The organism is Micromonospora sp. NPDC057141 (assembly GCF_042670805.1).
In the GTDB taxonomy this organism is placed as follows: domain Bacteria; phylum Actinomycetota; class Actinomycetes; order Mycobacteriales; family Micromonosporaceae; genus Micromonospora.
On record NZ_JBHUVA010000001.1, the window covers coordinates 137,125 to 155,157 of the forward strand.

The window sequence follows — 18,033 nt, forward strand, 5'->3', positions numbered from 1 at the left end:
TGTCGAGTGCAGCCCAGGCCCGGTGGGGGAGCGCAATTGAGGGCTGTGCCTGGTGGCGACCCGACGGTAATATGAAAAGCACCTCGACTGTCCGAGTAGCTTCATCCATTTTGATCGCATTGGTCGGGATGGGGAGATCTGGTTGACTCGTCGCACGAAATCTCTCTTGGCGCTGGCACTGGTGGTTTCCGCTGCGGGAATTGGCACGTGGGCCTGGTTCCTGTCCGGAAAGCCCCTTCAAGAGGCGGACAGTTGGTCGAGTGTGCTCGCGGGCTTCGCCGCCATGGCCTTTGGTTTCGCGAGCGTGTTGAACGCCGGTTGCAGGGCAGCCCGGAGTTCGTCAAGACAGCCCGAGCGCGCTTCGCGGGGGCGCTCCTCATTGTCGACGCGCGCGATGGCGGCCGTTTCGTCTACGATCCACCAGATTCGCGTACCGACGTCTTCCCGGTGACCGGAACCGTAACCAGCGCCGAGCCGGTCTATGTCCTTTCGGGGCAGCGTTCGGCGGGTGAAGGAGTCACCACGGCCAACGCCGTTGTCGGTGGCATGCTGGACCTCGGCGGTAACGAGCCGGTAATCCGACTCACGCTGACGACCACGGCCCTCGCCACGACAACCTCATACGAGGTCGAGGCCGTGCTCCGCGCGCAGTGATGCCACTGTCGGGTGAGCAACTCATTGACTGAATCACACGCGGGCCACAGGAGAATATCCGTATGGCTCGGCCTGTCGTCGCGCGGAATGTCAGTGGCAAGCAGGAGGTGAGGTCAGTCATGAGCATCGTCCGTCGTGTCTGTTCCGGTTTGGTGGCCACCACATTGCTCGTGGGGACGTCGGGCTGCGGCGACGACGGTCCGGGCACCTCGGCCGCCACGCCGAGCCTGGCCCCTTCGCCCACCGGCAACCAGGACAGTGAGCCGACGCCTGCGCCGTCGCCGACCACTGTCGCCATCAGGACGACGTCGCCCAGGCCGGTGGTGAGCATCCCGGGTACCTTCCGGACCCGCGACATCCTGTCGCTCAACGGGGCGGTGGGCGGTCAGCGGCAGCGGGTCGCGGACGCGATGTGGGACTTCCGGGGCGGCAGGTTCACCTTCGACTCGACGGATGTGATCGCCGATCTCTACCCGCTGGTCGGCACCTACTCGGTTTCCGGGACCAGGGTGTCGTTCCGCGCCTCGGGCTCGTCCAGCGCGGGGACCGGTACCAGCACGACCGCACATGTCGAGGGCACGATGGACCTGATGGCGGCCGAGGTGAGCTTTCTGTGGGAGAGCAACGCGTTCGGGGCGGCCGTTCCCAACGGTCAACCGATGGGCGGGGGAAGCGTCTCGGTGCTCCAGGGTGAGGTCCGGGTCAGGACCGGTCCCAGGATCCCGCCGCACTACACAGGCCCGCGACCCGGGTCATACTCCGTGACCCTTGACGGCACCGTCAACGGAGTCGGCTTCCGCCGGCCCGGCACCGTGCACGTGGCCAAGCCGGCCGGCGGCAATGCGGTGGACGTGTGCCTGATCTCCGGGTTCCCGCTCGGCGCACCCCAGGTGGGAGCCGTTCAGTTCCTCAGCAACACGGTGTGTGACCCCAACAGCAGCAACACCTTCGACATGGGGCGGGCCACGGTCTCCGGCTCGACCATCACCGTCACCGCGGACCCGATGACGGCGTCGACCGGGATGAGCCTGTTCACAGCCGCCAACAGCATTCTCGCGTGCCCGTACACCGTCCAGAGCGGGTCAATGAGGGTGACGGTCGCCAACGGCCGCGCCAGTGGATCCATCGACGTCAGCAGCGCCAGTTGCGGCGGTGGCCGCCTCCAGGCGACGCTGGGCTGAGCGGCCTCGCCTGGCCGGCGGCCACCACCAGCGCTTGGGCCAGCCCGAGCAGCCGGAACAGCCGGGCGGCCGGATCGCCGACCGCCGCGTCCACGACGTCCCGGCCGGCCGCCCCGGTGCGTCGCGACGCACCGGGGCGGACTTCAGTGGTGGAGCCGACGGGTCATTCGCTCGCGCGCAGGCACAACCGATCGTGGTCGAACTGGACGATGCTGCCGAGCAGGCCGCCGGTGAGCGCGGCGAACCAGATCGAGGGACGGACGTCGGTGTGCCTGCGTTCGAGTACGACCTCCGGTTCGCTGCTGGTCGCCTCGTAGTAGTCGTCCTGGTGGTGGATCTCCATGCCGGCCAGCCGGGCGGTGTGCAGGATCGGCTTGAATTCCGGGGTGTCGAGGATGAACAAGGTGAGCATCAGCGGATCCCCAACCCCAACTGCGAGCGGACCATGTCCGCCTTGCGCTGCCACATGGCCTCCACGGTCGGCTTCGGCGTCGCTGCCACCTCGGCCAGCGCGCGGACGGTCAGCTCGGCGTCTCGGGCATCGATGTCGTTGAAGGTGCGCAAGGGTCGGACGATCTCCAGTTGGATCCCGTTCGGGTCGTCGAAGTAGATCGACTCCAGCAGTTCGTGGGTCAGCGGCGGCGTGACCTGGATGCCGTGTGACTTGACCTTCGCTCGCCAGGCGAGCATCTCCTCCTCGGTGTCCACGTGCAGCGCGATGTGCCGGGCAAGGTGCATCAGCTCGTTCGGTGGCTGATCGACCGGAAGGCCGAAGAAGTAGAAGAAGGCCAGGTAGTTGCCCTTGCCGAGTTCGAAGAAGAAGTGCGCGAAGTCGGGGAAGTCGTCGCTGAGCCAGCCGACCCCGGTGACGGCGTGCACCAGCGGCAGTTCCAGCACCTCCCGGTAGAAGTCGGCGGTCTCGCCGGGTTTCCAGGTGACGTGGGCGAGGTGGTCCACGCCGTACAAGCTCAGGCCGGAGGGCCTGCTGCTCGACCGGGCTTCGATCATGATGCGACCGTCCTTGTCGGTAGGAGGGCGGTGCGGCCGGCGACATGTCGCCGGACCGCCTTGCGGTCGACCTTGCCGACCGCGGTGAGTGGCAGCGCGTCCAGCGCCTCGATCCGTTCCGGGATCTTGTAGTGGGCCACCCCGTGACAGTCGAACGCGGTACGCACCTCCTCCAGCCCGGGTGGCCCGGCCGGGCCCGGCACGACGACGAGACAGACCAGCTCGCCGAACCGCTCGTCGGGAGCCGGCACCACCAGGGCGTCCTGAATGGCCAACAGTTCCCGGGCCAGGTTCTCGACCTCCTCGGCGGAGATCTTCTCTCCGCCTCGGTTGATCAGGTCCTTGCGACGTCCTTCGACGACGAGGTTGCCGCCTGGACCCAGCCGGACCAGGTCACCGGTGCGGTACCAGCCGTCCCGGGTGAAGCTGCGGGCGTTGTGCTCGTCGGCGCGGAAGTACCCGCGCGGGGTGTACGGGCCGCGGGTGAGCAGCTCGCCCGTCTCACCCGGCGGGACCGGCCGGTCGTCCTCGTCCACGACCAGCAGCTCGTCGTCCCGGCTGATCGGTCGTCCCTGGGTGCCGAACACGATCTCGTCGGGGTCGTCGAGGCGGGTGTAGTTGAGCAGTCCCTCGGCCATTCCGAAGACCTGTTGCAGGCGTGCCCCGAGGGCCTTCGGGATGGCCCGCGCGAGCGCGGGGTCGAGCACCGATCCGCCGACCTGGACGACGCCGAGGCTGCTCAGGTCGGCGTCGCTGGTCGCCGCGAACTGGACCCAGCGCTGCGCGATGGCCGGCACCACCGAGGTGACCGTCACCCGCTCCCGGGCGATGGTGGCGAACGCCCGCCGCGGCTCGGGCGAGGACGACATGACCACCCGACCGCCGACCGCCAGGGTGCCGAGGATGCCCGGGCAGCCCAGCGGGAAGTTGTGCGACGCGGGCAACGCGACCAGGTAGGTCGTCTCCTCGCTGAAGAGGCAGACCTCCCCGCTGCGGCGGAGGTTGTACTCGTAGTCGTTGTGGGTCCGGCCGATCATCTTCGGTTGTCCGGTCGTGCCGCCGGAGAGCAGGAACAGCACGACGCCGGCCGGGTCCGGTCGTACCGCGTCGAGCCGGGCCCGGCGCTGCGGGTCACCGTCGACCTCCAGCAGCCCACCCAGGTCCACCGCACCGGAACGGGCCTGGGCACCGAGCACCAGCACCTGGCAGCGCCGGTCGAGCTGCGCGGCGATCGTGGCCGCGAGCTGCTGGTGATCGAACTCCCGCCACCGGTCCGGCACCACGATGGCCTCGACCTCGGCGTGCCGGGCGAGGTAGCCGATCTCGTGCTCACGGTGCGCCGGCAACGCGAGGACCGGAACGACGCCGGCGCGCGCGCAGCCGAGCAGCACCGCGACGAACTCCCAGCAGTTGGGCAACTGCACGAGTATCCGGCTGCCCGACTCGATCCCCTGGTGGCCGAGCCGCTCGGCGAACGCGTCGGCGTGCTCGGCCAGCTGTCGGTAGCTGATTCGCCGATCGCCGTCGACGATGGCCGTCCGTGCGCCGAACCGGTCGGCCCAGACCCACATCCAGTGCCCGAGCGGCTCGTCCCGCCACAGGCCGCCGGCCCGGTAGCGCCGGGCGAACTCCACCGGCCAGGCCACCTGGTCGGCCGCCGGCCTCATGCCAGCTCCAGATCGGGTACGCGTGCGGCGTGGTCCTGCTGCTCCCCGGTGAGCTGGCCGGCGATGTAGTCCGCGATCGCCGCCACGGTCGGGTGGTTCCACAGCAGTGTGGCCGGCAGGGTCAGGCGGAAGGACTTCTCCAGTTGCCGCCGCATGACCAGGGTCATCACCGAGTCCACGCCCATCTCGGCCAGTGGTCTGCGGACGTCGAGCTGGTCGGTCGGCATCCGCAGTTCGGCGCAGACGTGGCGGGAGACCTCGCCGACGACATGTGCCTGCAGCTCCTCCGCCGGCAGCTCGTTCCAGCCCGGGTCGTCCATGGCCGCGCCGGTGTCGGTGTCGTCGACGGAGATCTCGGCCAACAGGGGAATCCTCGGCAGGCCCGCCTCCATGGGGACCGGCCGGAACACCGCGAAGTGCGCGCCCCGGTACCGGTCGGCGTGTTCCCAGCTACGGAAGGCCTCTGTCGCCGTGATGTCGGCGGTGCCCCGGGCGTTCAGTTCGAGGTCGATGAGCTGCGACGAGGTGGACATGCCGAGCCCGCGCCACGAGGTCCAACCCAGGCTGACGGTGTCCCGCGCGCCGTCGGCCTGGCGGTGCGCCGCCAGCGAGTCGAGGAAGGCGTTCGCCGCACCGTAGCTGGCCTGCCCGGGCAGCCCGAGCAGGTATCCGCAGGAGGAGAAGTACACCAGGAAGTCCAGGCTCCCGGGCGGGAACATCTCGTGCAGGACGACCGCCCCGTCGACCTTCGGCCGCAGCACGGTCCGCAACGACTCCTGGTCGAGGTCGACCAGCATCCGGTTGTCGAGCACGCCGGCGGCGTGCACGACGCCCCGGATCGGTGGCAGCAGCCGGGTCGCCGCCTCGATGGCCGCCGGTGCGTTCCGCCGGTCGCTGATGTCGGCGGCGACGACGACCATGGCCACACCCAACGCCTCCAGGGATCGCACCGCGGAGATCTGCTCCCGGGTGGTGGGATCGACCACGTCGTCCCACTCCGCCCGTGGCGGCAGCCCGCGCCGGCCCACCAGGACGATCCGCCGGGCACCCTGCCCGGCCAACCACCCCGCGATCTCCAGGCCGAGGACCCCGAGCCCGCCGGTGATCAGGTACGTGCCGTCCGGTCGACACCCCACGGGGGAGCGGTCCGGCTGCCGGTCGACCAGGACCAGCCGGGTGCACAACGCCCCGCCGCGGCTCAGGGCGATGACGTCCTCGTGCGGGCGTGACCGGAGCAGGTTCGGCAGCATGCCGGCGGCGCCCCGCAGGTCGGTCTCGTCCAGGTCGACCAGCCCGCCCCAGAGCGCGGGGTGCTCACCCGCGATGATCCGGCCGATTCCCCACACGCTGGACTGTCCGACGGCGCTTTCGGAGACGCTGTCGCGTACCCCTGCGGTGACCGCCCACAGTCTCGGGCCGTCGGGCCAGGTCGCGAGCCGGGCGGCGGTGGCGCCGAGCAGCCAGGCCGCGCGGGCCGCTGTCTGGGGCAGGGCCGCGCCGTCGAGGTGGGAGGTCGCGACGAGGACCGCGCTGGCGCTCGTCAGGTCCGCCCGGCACGCGTCCAGCTCCCCCGGCCCGGTGACCAGCCGGTGCGGTATGCCGGCCGAGGTCAGCGCGTCGGTCAGCGCCGAGCCGACCGGGTCCTCGCCGCCGACGACGAGGACCCGGTCCAGCGTGCCGGTCGGTGCGGCATCCTGTTCCAGGCAACGCCAGGTGAGCTCGTGGACGAGCCGGCGAGGGCTGGCCGTGGCGCCGGGGTCACCGTCGAGCCGGCCGTACCGCAGGTTGGTCAGTTCGGCGACCACTTCGCCGTCGGGGGTGGCGATGACCACGTCGACGGTGTCGGCACCCGGGGCGTCGGTGGTCTGCACGCTGAGCAGCACGCAACCGGGCGAGTCGCCGCGGACGGCGACGCGTTCGATGCCTGCGGGCATGCGGAGCGCGGCGGGGCCGTCGAAGACGACCGAGGCCGCCGACAGTGCCGCGTCGAGGACGCACGCCCAGCTCGACGGGGCCTGCTCACCCGCACTGATCCTGGCGAACAGTTCCTTGCCCGGCGACCAACGCAGCTCCTCGATCCGCCAGGGAAAACCCATGGCGGCGACACCGATGGACGCCAGCCGGTCGATGACGAAGGTCTCGGGCAGTTGCACGGCGCAGCGCAGCCGGGCCTGATCGGGGTCGAGCACCGAGGCGACCGGATCAGCGGTGCGGTCGATGGTGGCGGTGGTGTGCACCAGCCACGAGTCGTCCTCCCCGGCCAGCCGGGAGGCCAGGCGCAGGGTGTTGTCCTGTGCGGATACCTGGAGGTCCCGAGGCGCGGCCACAGAGACCGGAACCCGCAGGTGAACGCCGGCCAGGGCGGCCCGTTGGGCACCGGTGGCGGTGCTGGCGGCGGTGAAGAAGGTGTTCAGCAGCACCGCTGCCGGGATGATCTCGACGCCCTGCACCGGGTGGTCCCCCGGGTACGGACGGCAGTCCTCGTCCAGGTAGGTCTGCCAGAGTCGGAGCGAGGTGGTGCCGGCCACCGTGGTCAGCCCGCCGAGCAGGGTGTGGCTCTGTACGTCGTGCTGCCGCACCTGGTGGCCCTTCCGGGCGCTGCCGTCGCGCCAGAAGGGCCGCTGTTGCCACGCGGTGGTGGGCAGGTCGGCGAGTTCCCGGGCGGAGAACTGCGCGGCGAGGTCGAGCGGTACGCCGTGGCAGTACAGCGCGGCGAGGGCGGCCAGCAACGCCTGTTGCTCCGACTGGTTGCGGCGCAGCGTCCCGGTCACGAACGCCTCCTCGACGCCGGAGTCGGCAAGGACCTCGGAGACCGAGTGGGCGACCACCGGGTGGCTCGACACCTCCAGAAAGACGCGATACCCGTCCTCGGCGGCCGCCTGGACCGCGGTGGCGAGCCGGACCGGGTTGCGCAGGTTGGCCGCCCAGTAGGCGCCATCGTGCACCGGGGTCGCGCGGGGATCGGCGAGCGCGGTGGTGTAGATCGGCAGTCGCGCAGGGCGAGGGCTGAGGTCGGCCACGGAGGCGGCGAGTTCGTCGAGGAGCGGGTCCATCTGGCCGGAGTGGAAGGCGACGTCGGAGGCGACCCGGCGGACCACCCGGCCGGCCTGCGTCCACCCGGCGGAGAGCTCGTCGACGGCGGCGGCGGTGCCGGCGACCACGGTGGCGGTGAAAGAGGCGGCGATGGCCGCAGCGACATCGGTGCGGTCGGCCAACTGCTGGGCCACCTCGGCGAACGGCAGGTCGACCATCGCCATGGCACCCTGTCCCGCGACGCGGCGCAGCAGGATCGACCGACGGCAGATCAGCCGCGCGCCGTCCGCCAGGTCCAGTGACCCGGCTGTGACGCTTGCCGCGATCTCGCCGACCGAGTGGCCGATCACGGCGGCCGGCTCCAGTCCGCGCTCGCGCCAGACGGCGGCCAGGCCGACCTGCATGGCGAAGATCATCGGCTGAATGACGTCGACCGTCTCCAGAGGGCCGTCGAGCAGCACGTCGCGCGGGGTGAAGCCGATCTCCTCGGCGAAGATCGGGCCGATCTCGTCCAGCACGGCGGCGAAGGCCGGCTCGTCCCGGATGAGCTCGCGTCCCATGCCCGGCCACTGCGAGCCGTGTCCCGAGAAAACCCAGACCGCCCCGGCGGCGGCACCGGCCACCGGGCTGCCGGTGGCTACCGTTCCGTCGCCGTCGCCCGCGAGGCAGCCAAGCTGGTTCGCCAGGTCGATCCGGTCCGTAGCCACGACGACCGCCCGTTGGCCGAGCTGAGCCCGGCGCGCGGCGAGGGTGTGTCCGATCGCGTCCAAGCCGGGCGTGTCCGTCCCGGTCAGCAGGTCGGTCAGCCGGGCGGCGTGGGCGCGCAGGCCGGCCTCGGTCGCTGCGGAGATCGGATAGAGGCGGGGTGCCGGGAACTGATCCGTGGTCGCGACGTCCGACGGCACCGAAGCCGATTCCGGAGCCTCTTCGAGGACGACGTGGGCGATGGTCCCGCCGTAGCCGTAACCGGAGACGCCCGCCCGGCGAGGGTGGTCGGTCACCGGCCACTTGGCCAGCTCGGCGACCACCCGCAGGCCCGAGGTGGCCCAGGGAATGGCGGGATTCGGTTCGGAGAAGTTGAGGCTGGGTGGGATCTCGCCGTGGCGCAGGGCGAGCACCGCCTTGATCACACCGGCCACACCGGACCCGGCCTCCAGGTGCCCGATGTTGGGCTTGACCGACCCGATCAGGCACGGCGCGTCCGCAGCTCGTCCGGCGCCGAAGACCTCGGCCATGGCGCCGGCCTCGATGGGATCACCGGCCCGGGTACCGGTGCCGTGCGCCTCCACGTAGTCCACGGTGCCCGGATCGATCCCGGACACCTGATAGGCGTGCCGGAGCAGGTCGGCCTGTGCCTCGCCGCTGGGTGCCATGATTCCGTTCGTCCGGCCGTCCTGGTGCACGGCGCTGCCCTGGATGACGGCGAGCACCCGGTCACCATCGCGCTCCGCGTCGGCGAGTCGCTTGAGGACGACGGCTCCGCAGCCCTCACCCCGGCCGTAACCGTTGGCGGCGGCGTCGAACGACTTGCACCGGCCGTCGGGGGAGATCGCGCCCGCCGCGTCCAGGACCATGGTGAGGCCCGGGCCGGCCATGATGTTCACCCCGCCGACCAGGGCGAGCGAGGTTTCCCCGGTGGCGAGCGCCTGGCAGGCCAGGTGGGTCGCCACCAACGAGGCCGAGCAGGCCGTGTCGACCGCGAAGCTCGGGCCACGCAGGTCGAGGGAGTAGGAGACCCGGTTCGCCACGGCGCACATCGCGGCTCCGATGCCGGTCCACGCCTCGATGCCGGGCAGATCCTCCAGCAGCCGCCGGCCGTAGTCGTCGGAGCCCACCCCGACGAAGACTCCGGTGTCGCTGCCGGCGAGGTGGTCCGGGACGATGCCGGCGTGCTCCAGCGCCTCCCAGGCCACCTCCAGCATGATCCGCTGTTGCGGGTCCATCAGTTCGGCTTCCCGGGGGGTGATGCCGAAGAAGTCCGCGTCGAATCCCGAGATGTCGTCCAGGAACGCGCCGAAGCGGGTGGTCTTCTGCAACGCGGCGGCGTTCTCCGTGCTTGCCTCGAGGTAGGCCGCCCACCGGTCCGGCGGAACCTCGGAGATCGCGTCACGGCCGTCGACGAGGAGCTTCCAGAAGTCCTCCGGCGAGTTCACCCCGCCGGCGAATCGGCAGCCCATGCCGATAATGGCGATCGGGACGGTGTCAGGTCTTTTCGAGAGGGCAGACGGATCGACCACAGGACGGTCCTTCCAGGCATGAGGGGTAGCTCTCGAGATGCGGCAGTGGTGCCGCGGGGCGCCGCGAGCCAGCGATTTCCGATCAGCCCGCACGGTGATTCTTGAACCGCTCGTTCGAGCCGATGCCGGGCAGGTGTCGAGCTGCTGTCGAGCCCTGTTGGTGCGATTACTGGACTGCGGCGGGGGTGCCGGCGGGAGTCCTCGCCACCTGCAGTTGGGCCTCGGCGTGGGCCCGTTCCACGTCCTCGAACCTGGCTGGCAGAGAGCGCCGGTAGATCGGCATGGCGGCAGCGGTGGTCACGACGGCGACGACGACGAGGATCGAGAAGAGTTGCGGCGCGACCAGGTGGTAGCCGAGGCCGACGTTGATGAACACCAGGATCATCAGCCCGCGGGCGTTCATCAGCCCGCCGATCGCGGACGCGTGTCGCCACGACATGCCCTGGCCCCGGACGGTCATGGCGCAGCCGACGTACTTCCCCACGGTGGCGACGAGCACGATGACCACCATGGGCAGCACGTAGCGTCCGTTGCCGAGACCGGACAACTGGGTGTTGAGTCCGGAGAACGCGAAGAAGACCGGCAGGAGGAGAATGGCGTTCAGGTCCATCAGCTTGACGCGGAGTTCCTCCCGCAGCAGCGGCGACTGTGGCATCGCCAGGCCGGTGACGAAGCCACCGAAGACCGAGAAGACCCCGATGCTGTCGGTCAACCAACCGGCGGCGAGGACGAGCAACAGGACGATGGCCATCGTGTCGTGCCGCAGCCCGCCGTCGCGTTCGACCCGGGTGGCGAGTCGACGTAGCAGGCGACGACCGATGGTGAGCATCAGCGTCGCGAAGAGCACTGCGCCGATCACCGTCGGCAGGGCGCTCGCCAGGTGGCCGGCCGATCCGACGGCGATCACCACGGCCAGCAGGATCCAGGCGACTGCGTCGTCGATGGCTGCGGCGACCAGGGTCAGGCTGCCGGTGGGGGTGTTGGCGATACCGCGTTCCTCAAGGATCCGGGCCAGCATCGGGAAAGCGGTGATGGACAGGGCGCCGCCGACGAAGAGCATGAAGACCCACCGGTCGGTGGTCGGTAGCGCGAGTCGGGAGTAGAACAGGGCGGCGGCACCGATCGCGAGCAGGAAGGTGGGGACGATGCCGGCGGTTGCCAGCACCGCCGCCCGCTGAACGGACCGCCTGGTGATGAAGCTGTGGTCGAGGGCGGCGCCGACCAGAAACATGTAGAAGGTCAACCCGATGGTGCTCAGCACGTAGAGGACGCTCTTGACGTCGGCGGGAAAGAGGTGGTGCTGCAGGCCCGGTGCCACGCTGCCCAGGAGGGACGGGCCGAGCAGGATGCCCGCCACCATCTCGCCCACCACCCCGGGCTGCCCGAGCCGGCGGGCGAGACGCCCGCACACGGTGGTGGCGGCGAGCACGACGAAGACGGCGGCGAGGACGTTGATGGCCAGGTCGAGGTTGTCCCCCAACGGTTTACTCCAGTTCAGAGGTTGTGGCGACGGAGCGGTGGCCGGTCCGGTGGGTTCGCTGGGCCGGCCACCGGCTGGGATCGGTTCGTTCGTGTGTCGTCGATCGGGGTCGGGCGCGGGCGGTGGAGCAGCCGGTCAGGAAACGGCGAGGGCCTTCGCCTCCTGTTGGTTGAGATGCTCGTAGAACGGGCAGCCCCAGGCCGGCTCGAACGGTGCGAACGTGTCCCAGCGGGACTGCTCGCGCAGGCGGTGGGTCAACTCGTTCTGCCCGGCCCAGAAGTCACCGCTGAGGAGCCGGACCAGCCATTTGTTGCTGGCGAGCTCGTCACCGGCGAGGTCGAATCCGACCGACTTGAGGAAGGGCCGCAGGTTGTAGTCGAACGCGTAGTACGCATAGATGAGTCGGGCGTAGACGTCGTAACCGGTCTTGTAGAAGTTCGAGTACGCGTGTTGCAGTTCCTCGGCGCGTGCGGGTTCGGCCAGGATCTGGGCCACGGTTTCCGCCGCGCGGACACCGGTGGTCATCGCGAGGAACGCCCCGCCGGAGAAGATGGGGTCGACGAAGCAGGCGGCGTCTCCGGCCATGAACCAGCCGGGGCCGGTGATGGTGTCGGAATAGTAGGAGTAGTCCGCCTCGACGTGCAGCTCGCCGGTCGGTCGGGTGCCGGTGATCCGGGCCGAGATGCGGGGCGCCCGCGAGACGTGCTCCTGGAACAGCTGCTCCGGGTCCCCGGCGCGCAGCACCGAGCGGGGCATGACCGCGCCCACGCTGATCGTGTCGGCCCAGATCGGGATCCCCCAGACCCAGCCGTCTTCGTGGCCGTGGATCTGGATGTCCCCCGCGCAGCCAGGATTGTTGCGCTCGTCGAGGCCGGTCAGATGCCGGTAGACCGCAACCATCCGGACCCCGTCGATGGTGCGGCGCAGCCCGAACGTCTGGGCGATCTTGCTGGCCCGGCCGCCGGCGTCGATGACGTACCGGGCGTGGACGTTGTGCGCGGCCCCACCATGGTCGTAGCGCACGCCGACCACCCGGTCGCGGTCGAGGAGCAGCTTCTGGACGGTCGCCTCCTGCAGGACGTGCGCACCGCACTCCTGGGCGTAGTCGGTGAACGTCTTGTCGAAGTGGGCACGCTCGACCTGGAAGGTCGAGGGGTGCCGGCCGGGCCCCTGGCCGCTGAAAGGGATGCGGCCGAATTTGCCACTGCGGCCGCCGCTGAACTCGGCACCATGCTTGATCACGTAGCCCTGGCTCTTCATCCGGTCCAGGACGCCGAGTCGCTCCAACAGCGCGTTGGTGGGCGGCAGCAGCGATTCGCCGACGTGGAATCTGGGCAGGGAGCGACGCTCCAGCAGCAGGACTGAGTGGCCGGACCTGGCCATCTGGGTGGCCGCAGCCGCGCCACCGGGGCCAGCCCCGATGACGACGACGTCGACGGTTTCCGGATACAGGGTTGTCATGTGTCGCTCTCCTGATTCGAGCAGTTCGACGGAAGACGGGACGAGAGTGTCGATCGCGTTTCGTTCCGCGTGCCGGTGGCCCGGCAGGGATTTCCCGTCTCGACCCTGCCGGGTGAGCGTCGAATGATTGTCGAAGTCCGGTCGGAGCACGGTCTGATGACGTTCGGGTTCAGGCCGACGGGCGATTCGGAGTCGGCTGCAGCACAAAAAGCCCGTCGTGCCGGATCCGGCACGACGGGCTTTTCTCGGTGCTGCTCAGTTTCTTCGGCCCACGAAGGCCGCCACCACGACCGCGCCGACGACCAGGGCGACACCGGCGACGGTGAGCGCGGCCCGCGCCCCGCTGGTCGTGGTCGATCCGGTGTTGAGGATCGCACCGAGCACTGCCACCCCGAGCACGGCGCCGGTCTGCCGGCTGGAGTTCAGCGCGCCGGAACCGATGCCGGTCAGGTCCTTGGGCAGCGCACTGACCACTGCCGTCAGCAGCGAGGGAATCGCGAAGGAAACCCCGAGCCCGAGGACCAGCAGACCGATCATCGAGATCGTGACGTCCCGGGCCGAGCTTCCGCTGAAGGGCACCTGGACGAGGGTGCCCACGGCCATCATCAGGAAGCCGACGGTGGCGGGAACGCGTGGTCCGACCCGGGCCACCAGCCGGCCGGTGAAGATCGGGTTGAAGGCGGTCGGCACGGTCAGCGGCAGGAACGCCGCCCCGGTGGCGGCCGCGGTGTAGCCCCGGCCGTCCTGCAGGAAGAGGGAAAGGACGAACAGGACGCCGGAGAGACCGAAGTTGACCAGGGCCCCGGCGAACAGCCCTGCGGAGAAGGTGCGGTTGCGGAACATCCGGGCCGGCAGCATGGGCGAGTGCGTCTCGGTCTGCGGTCGGCGTTCGGCGGCCACGAACACTGCGGCGGCGATCAGGAACACCAGCAGCGCGGTGAGCACCTCGGGGGCCGACCACCCGGTCGCCCCGCCCTGGATCAACCCGTAGGTCAGGCTGGCGAGGGCCGTCACGGCGGAAATCTGACCGACCAGGTCGATTCGGTGGCCGGGCTTGATGGTGGTCTCGGCCCGCAGCCGGCTGACGGCGATGATGCTGATCAGCGCGAACGGCACTGCGGCGATGAAGATCGACCGCCATCCCAGGGCTGCGGTGAGCACCCCGCCGAGCAGTGGTCCGGCCACCAGCCCGGAACCGCTGAGCGCCGCCCACACCCCCAGCGCCTTGGCCCGTGCCCCGGGGTCGGAGAAGACCGTGGCGATCAGTGCCAGCGAGGTCGGCACCAGCAGCGCCCCGGCGATGCCGAGCAGCGCCCGCAGCACGATCAGGGCTTCCATCGAACTGGCCAGCGCGCAGGCCGCCGAGAGGATGGCGAACGCCCACAGGCCGATGAGGAACACCCTCCGGCCACCGAACCGGTCGGACAGCGCGCCCGCGGTCAGCAGCAGGCCCGCGAAGGTGACCGTGTAGGCGTTGGAGACCCACTGCAATGCGCTGAGCCCGCCGGACAGTTGGTCGCCGATCGACGGCAGGGCCACCGTGACGATCGTCGTGTCGAGCATGACCAGGAAATATCCGAGTGACAGGCCGAACAGCAGCAGACCGTTGCCCCCCGTGACGGTGGACTTCGCTCCGCCGGGAGCCGCCGTTGCCCGCTCCTGCGTGCGCTGTTCTTTCATTGCTTGGTTCTCCCGTGCTGGCTGGTTTCTCGGTGAGCAGGCATGCGGAGCCACGGCAGATCGGCTCGTCGGGCGTCGAGATGCCCTTCGTACGTTTCCAGACCGGTGGTGTGGAGGGAAATCGGCAGTTACGATGCGGCATATCGACGGAACCGAAAGGGGGCATCGGGCTCGATGGAGTTGCGACACCTTCGCGCTTTCCGTGTCGTGTCCCGGACGCTGAGCTTCACCCGCGCGGCGTCCGAGCTGCACTACGCGCAGTCCAGCGTCACCGAGCAGATCCAGGCGTTGGAGGCGGAGCTGGGCACGCCGTTGTTCGACCGCAGCGGCCGGCGGCTGCGCCTCACGGCGGCCGGCGAGCGCCTGATCGAGTACGCCGACCAGGTCCTGCTCCTGGTCGAAGAGGCTCGCAGCGTCGTGCCGGAGAGCCCGGACGAGCCGAGCGGGGAGCTGACCGTCGGCGCGCTGGAGACGCTCTGCGCCCATCGGCTACCGCCACTGCTGTCGCGTTACCGCGAGAACTGGCCGAAGGTGCGGGTCGCACTGAAGGAGGGCAACCGGGGTGAGCTCTACGGCGCGGTGCGTCGGGGCGAGATCGACGTCAGCCTGACCTTCGGTGCCCCGCCGACGGATGCCGCGCTGGGCAGCGAGACCCTGGCGTACGACCGGTTGATGCTGGTCACGCCGCCGGGGCACCGTCTCGCTGCGTTCGACGAGGTGCGGATCGCGGACCTCAAGGGCGAGGCGGTCCTCGCCACCGAGCAGGGCTGCGGTTTCCGTGAGATGTTCGACCGCGCGGTGGCGGGACTGGGGCCGGACGGACCCTTGATCGTCGCCGAGGTCACCAGCCTGGCGGCGTTGTGCACCTGCGTCGCGTCCGACATGGGCTGTGCGCTGCTGCCCGAGATGGCCGTCAGCGGATTCGTCAGCCAGGGCCGGATCGCGGCGGTTCCCCTGCTCGACGGGGACGGCTGGACCACCCTGACGATGACCTGGCTCGCCCGGTGGGAGGGCAAGCCCGCGCTGGCCGCGTTCATGTCGACCGCGCGGGCGATGTTCACCCAGCAGGTCGTCCAGCCCCAACCCTAGGACGGTCCGACAGGTGCCGGGTGCGGTCCCGCTGCCGCCAGTCCCTTGTCGGACACCGCCGGTGGCCGGTGCGGCCGATCAGGGGTGAGCTGTGGCCGGGCGACGACGATGTCGACCCGGCCGGCAAGGACGGCCAGGTGCAGCCGGGGCCCGCAGTCGTCGTCGATGTCGTGGTGGGTGCCGGTCGTCCAACCGGTCGGGCCGTCGAGCAGCACCGGCAGCTCGGCCTCGGTGCGGATCCGGTCGGACCAGTCCAACCGGCGGTCCCAGTCCTCGTGGAGCGCGCCGACGGTGTGCAGGTGCACGGCGGCGATGCCGGCGGCGTGCAGTGCCCGGCAGTTCTCCAGCAGTTCATCGCCGAGCGCGGACCAGGCCGCGTCGGGCGGGCAGTGGATGCCCACGCAGAGCGGGGTGGGCGTCAGCCGGTCAGCGATCGTGGTCAGCCGCGGCACGTCCTTCGCCGAAGCAGCTCCGAGCAGCATCTCGACCATCCCCGCGCCCGTCGCCACCACCATACGCACGAGGTCGTCGATGCTCGTGGTCTGGTCGACCACCATCCCCAGCGCCCCGTCACGGGCGGTGATCTCCCTGGCCGATGCCGGCCGGCCGGCGAACCGGTCCACGGGGGGCGCCGAGGCCGCTGTCGGATCGCCGGGCCATTCGGCGGAGCTGCTCCGCTGGCAGTCCAGCAGCACCAGGGAGGCGCTGCTGAGCCCGTAGGTGAAGGTGGGTGCCTGCTGGTCGCCGGTGGCCGACACCGATACCGCGATGCGGTTGCGCAGTCGGAGCGGGCCGAGGTGTACCGGCAGGTCCAGGGCATGCGTCCCGGGAGCAGCGAGGAGTGGCTCCGGTTGCCTGCCCGGCCCGTCCCCGGCCGCCTGGTGCGGCGTGCTGCGTCGCCGGAGTTCGATCTCTGCGGCGTCCAGCCGGTCGCGGTGCCGGCGGACAAGTCCGCCATAGCTGATCGCTCCGGTACGCGTCACGAAATGGGCCCCGAACTGGTTCGGTGGCAGGTGCAGGCGACGGCCGAACGTTTCCCACCAGCGCATGCTGCGGGCCGCCCAGGTCTGGGTCCGCGCCACCGGAGGTTGCCGGATCGCCTGGTATCCGGCGAAGGCGTCGGCCACGGTCGCCTCGGTGCTCAGCGTCCGGGCCAGCGCGATGGCGTCCTCCATGGCCAACTTGGTCCCCGAACCGACCGAGAAGTGCGCGGTGTGCGCGGCGTCGCCGAGCAGGACCGCGTTGTCGTTCCACCAGCGGTCGTTGTGCACCACCCGGAAGGCCGCCCACCTGCTGTTGTTGCCGATCAGGGGCGCGCCCGCGAGGTGCGCGGCGAAGACGTCGGTGAGCAGCGAGCGGGAGTGTTCGTCGGTCCCGGTGGTGCCGGCGGCGGTGGACCGGTCCATGCCCGCAGCCACCCAGGTCGGTTGGTCCGTTTCGACGATGAAGGTGCTCATCCCGTTGTCGAACGGGTAGGCGTGCGCACCGAAGGTGCCGTGCGCCGTACGCACGAACGGGAAGGTCACGGCATCGAACATGGCGGTCGTGCCGAACCAGATGTACCGGGCCTTCCCGGTCTCGATGCGGGTGCCCAGTCGAGGGGCCAGTGAATCCCGATTGACCGAGTTGACCCCATCCGCGACGGCGATCACGTCCGGCCGGGCGCTGCCTTCGCCGTTCAGCGTTTCCAGTGTCAAGGTGCTGTGGAAATGTAGCTCCACACCGGATTGCCGGGCCTGTGCCTGGAGGATCTGCAGCAGACGCCGTCGCGAGATCGCGGTGAAGCCGTACCCTCCGAAGCGGAGGGTGTCGGTGGGCAGCCGGATCTCCATGTCGGTCCAGGACACGCTGGCGTGCCGCATGAGCTGGTAGGTCTCGGGGTCCGCCTGGTGGAACGACGACATGGTGCGGTCGGAGAAGACCACCCCGAAGCCGAAGGCGTCCGTGGGCCCGTTGCGTTCGTGCACTTCGACACTGGTGCCCGGGTCGGCCAGCTTGAGGAGCCGCCCCAGGAACAGGCCGCCCGGCCCTCCACCGATCACTACGACTCGTAGGGAACGCAAGACGCCTCCTCATGCGTGGCACCTGGGCTGTTGCGGATCGGCCGGCTGTCGCCCGGGACGCTCGGTGACGATAGGCGCTCGTGGTCGAACGGAGATTGAGCGAATGTCGAGGATTTCCGACAAGCCTGCGGGTGCTGGTGAGGGCCGGTCGGCCGGTCGGCGGCGGGGCACCCAGTGGGTGAGAAGACCGTTTCTTGCAAGAAAGTGCCTTATTGGCAATTTGGTGGGGTATGGGAGCTTTTCGACGGGGCGTCGACCCCTTCGTCAAGTGCGTGTAGATCGCGCCGATTGTGATGTGAGTCACGTTGCGGTTGGCAGCGGCGGTGGGGTGAATCGCCACCCTGCCCTGGGTTCTGGTGACGCGGGTGGGCGGGCGGGTCGGGGTCGGCTTCGCCGGTGCCGGTGTCATTAATGAGGGACTTGCCGTGCGTCGATGGTTCATCTAACGTGACTGAGCGATCGCGCAGAGCTATTCGATGC

Annotated in this window: 11 protein-coding genes; 3 read left to right on the top strand and 8 right to left on the bottom strand. The window is 70.0% G+C overall.

The window, feature by feature from the left end; translation table 11 throughout:
* Positions 1-252: 252 nt before the first annotated feature.
* Positions 253-654, top strand: coding sequence for a hypothetical protein (locus tag ACFT41_RS00590; protein ID WP_377582050.1), 402 nt, complete (start codon positions 253-255; stop codon positions 652-654).
* Between the two features lie 323 nt (positions 655-977).
* Positions 978-1,835, top strand: coding sequence for a hypothetical protein (locus ACFT41_RS00595; RefSeq protein WP_377582052.1), 858 nt, complete (start codon positions 978-980; stop codon positions 1,833-1,835).
* Positions 1,836-1,998: 163 nt separating this feature from the next.
* Here the strand turns inward: ACFT41_RS00595 and ACFT41_RS00600 are convergent, their stop codons facing one another.
* The 7 genes from ACFT41_RS00600 to ACFT41_RS00630 all read right to left on the bottom strand — a co-directional run bounded on the left by ACFT41_RS00600 (position 1,999) and on the right by ACFT41_RS00630 (position 14,401).
* Positions 1,999-2,247: a hypothetical protein gene (locus ACFT41_RS00600; protein ID WP_377587381.1), complete on the bottom strand. Its 249-nt coding sequence runs from the start codon at positions 2,245-2,247 to the stop codon at positions 1,999-2,001.
* Positions 2,247-2,843, bottom strand: coding sequence for a VOC family protein (locus tag ACFT41_RS00605; RefSeq protein WP_377587380.1), 597 nt, complete (start codon positions 2,841-2,843; stop codon positions 2,247-2,249). Before ACFT41_RS00605 ends, ACFT41_RS00600 begins: the two co-directional genes overlap by 1 nt.
* Positions 2,840-4,510: a (2,3-dihydroxybenzoyl)adenylate synthase gene (locus ACFT41_RS00610; protein WP_377587379.1), complete on the bottom strand. Its 1,671-nt coding sequence runs from the start codon at positions 4,508-4,510 to the stop codon at positions 2,840-2,842. Before ACFT41_RS00610 ends, ACFT41_RS00605 begins: the two co-directional genes overlap by 4 nt.
* Entirely contained in the window at positions 4,507-9,780 is a 5,274-nt protein-coding gene (locus ACFT41_RS00615) for a type I polyketide synthase (RefSeq protein ID WP_377587378.1), read from the bottom strand. The genes ACFT41_RS00610 and ACFT41_RS00615 overlap by 4 nt, the downstream gene beginning before the upstream one ends.
* Before the next feature lie 166 nt (positions 9,781-9,946).
* Positions 9,947-11,260, bottom strand: a complete 1,314-nt coding sequence (locus ACFT41_RS00620; protein ID WP_377587377.1) for a cation:proton antiporter — start codon at positions 11,258-11,260, stop codon at positions 9,947-9,949.
* A 135-nt stretch (positions 11,261-11,395) separates the two neighbouring features.
* Entirely contained in the window at positions 11,396-12,721 is a 1,326-nt protein-coding gene (locus ACFT41_RS00625; protein WP_377587376.1) for an NAD(P)/FAD-dependent oxidoreductase, read from the bottom strand.
* A gap of 255 nt (positions 12,722-12,976) precedes the next feature.
* Positions 12,977-14,401, bottom strand: coding sequence for an MFS transporter (locus tag ACFT41_RS00630; protein ID WP_377587375.1), 1,425 nt, complete (start codon positions 14,399-14,401; stop codon positions 12,977-12,979).
* A gap of 174 nt (positions 14,402-14,575) precedes the next feature.
* On the opposite strand from ACFT41_RS00630, the gene ACFT41_RS00635 reads away from it, so the two are divergent.
* The gene (locus ACFT41_RS00635; RefSeq protein WP_377613704.1) at positions 14,576-15,490 is read left to right on the top strand and encodes a LysR family transcriptional regulator; all 915 of its coding nucleotides are present in this window, start codon (positions 14,576-14,578) and stop codon (positions 15,488-15,490) included.
* Here ACFT41_RS00635 and ACFT41_RS00640 read toward each other — a convergent pair.
* The gene (locus ACFT41_RS00640; RefSeq protein ID WP_377587373.1) at positions 15,487-17,553 is read right to left on the bottom strand and encodes an FAD-dependent monooxygenase; all 2,067 of its coding nucleotides are present in this window, start codon (positions 17,551-17,553) and stop codon (positions 15,487-15,489) included. The two genes, ACFT41_RS00635 and ACFT41_RS00640, sit on opposite strands and share 4 nt — an antisense overlap.
* Positions 17,554-18,033 lie beyond the last annotated feature (480 nt).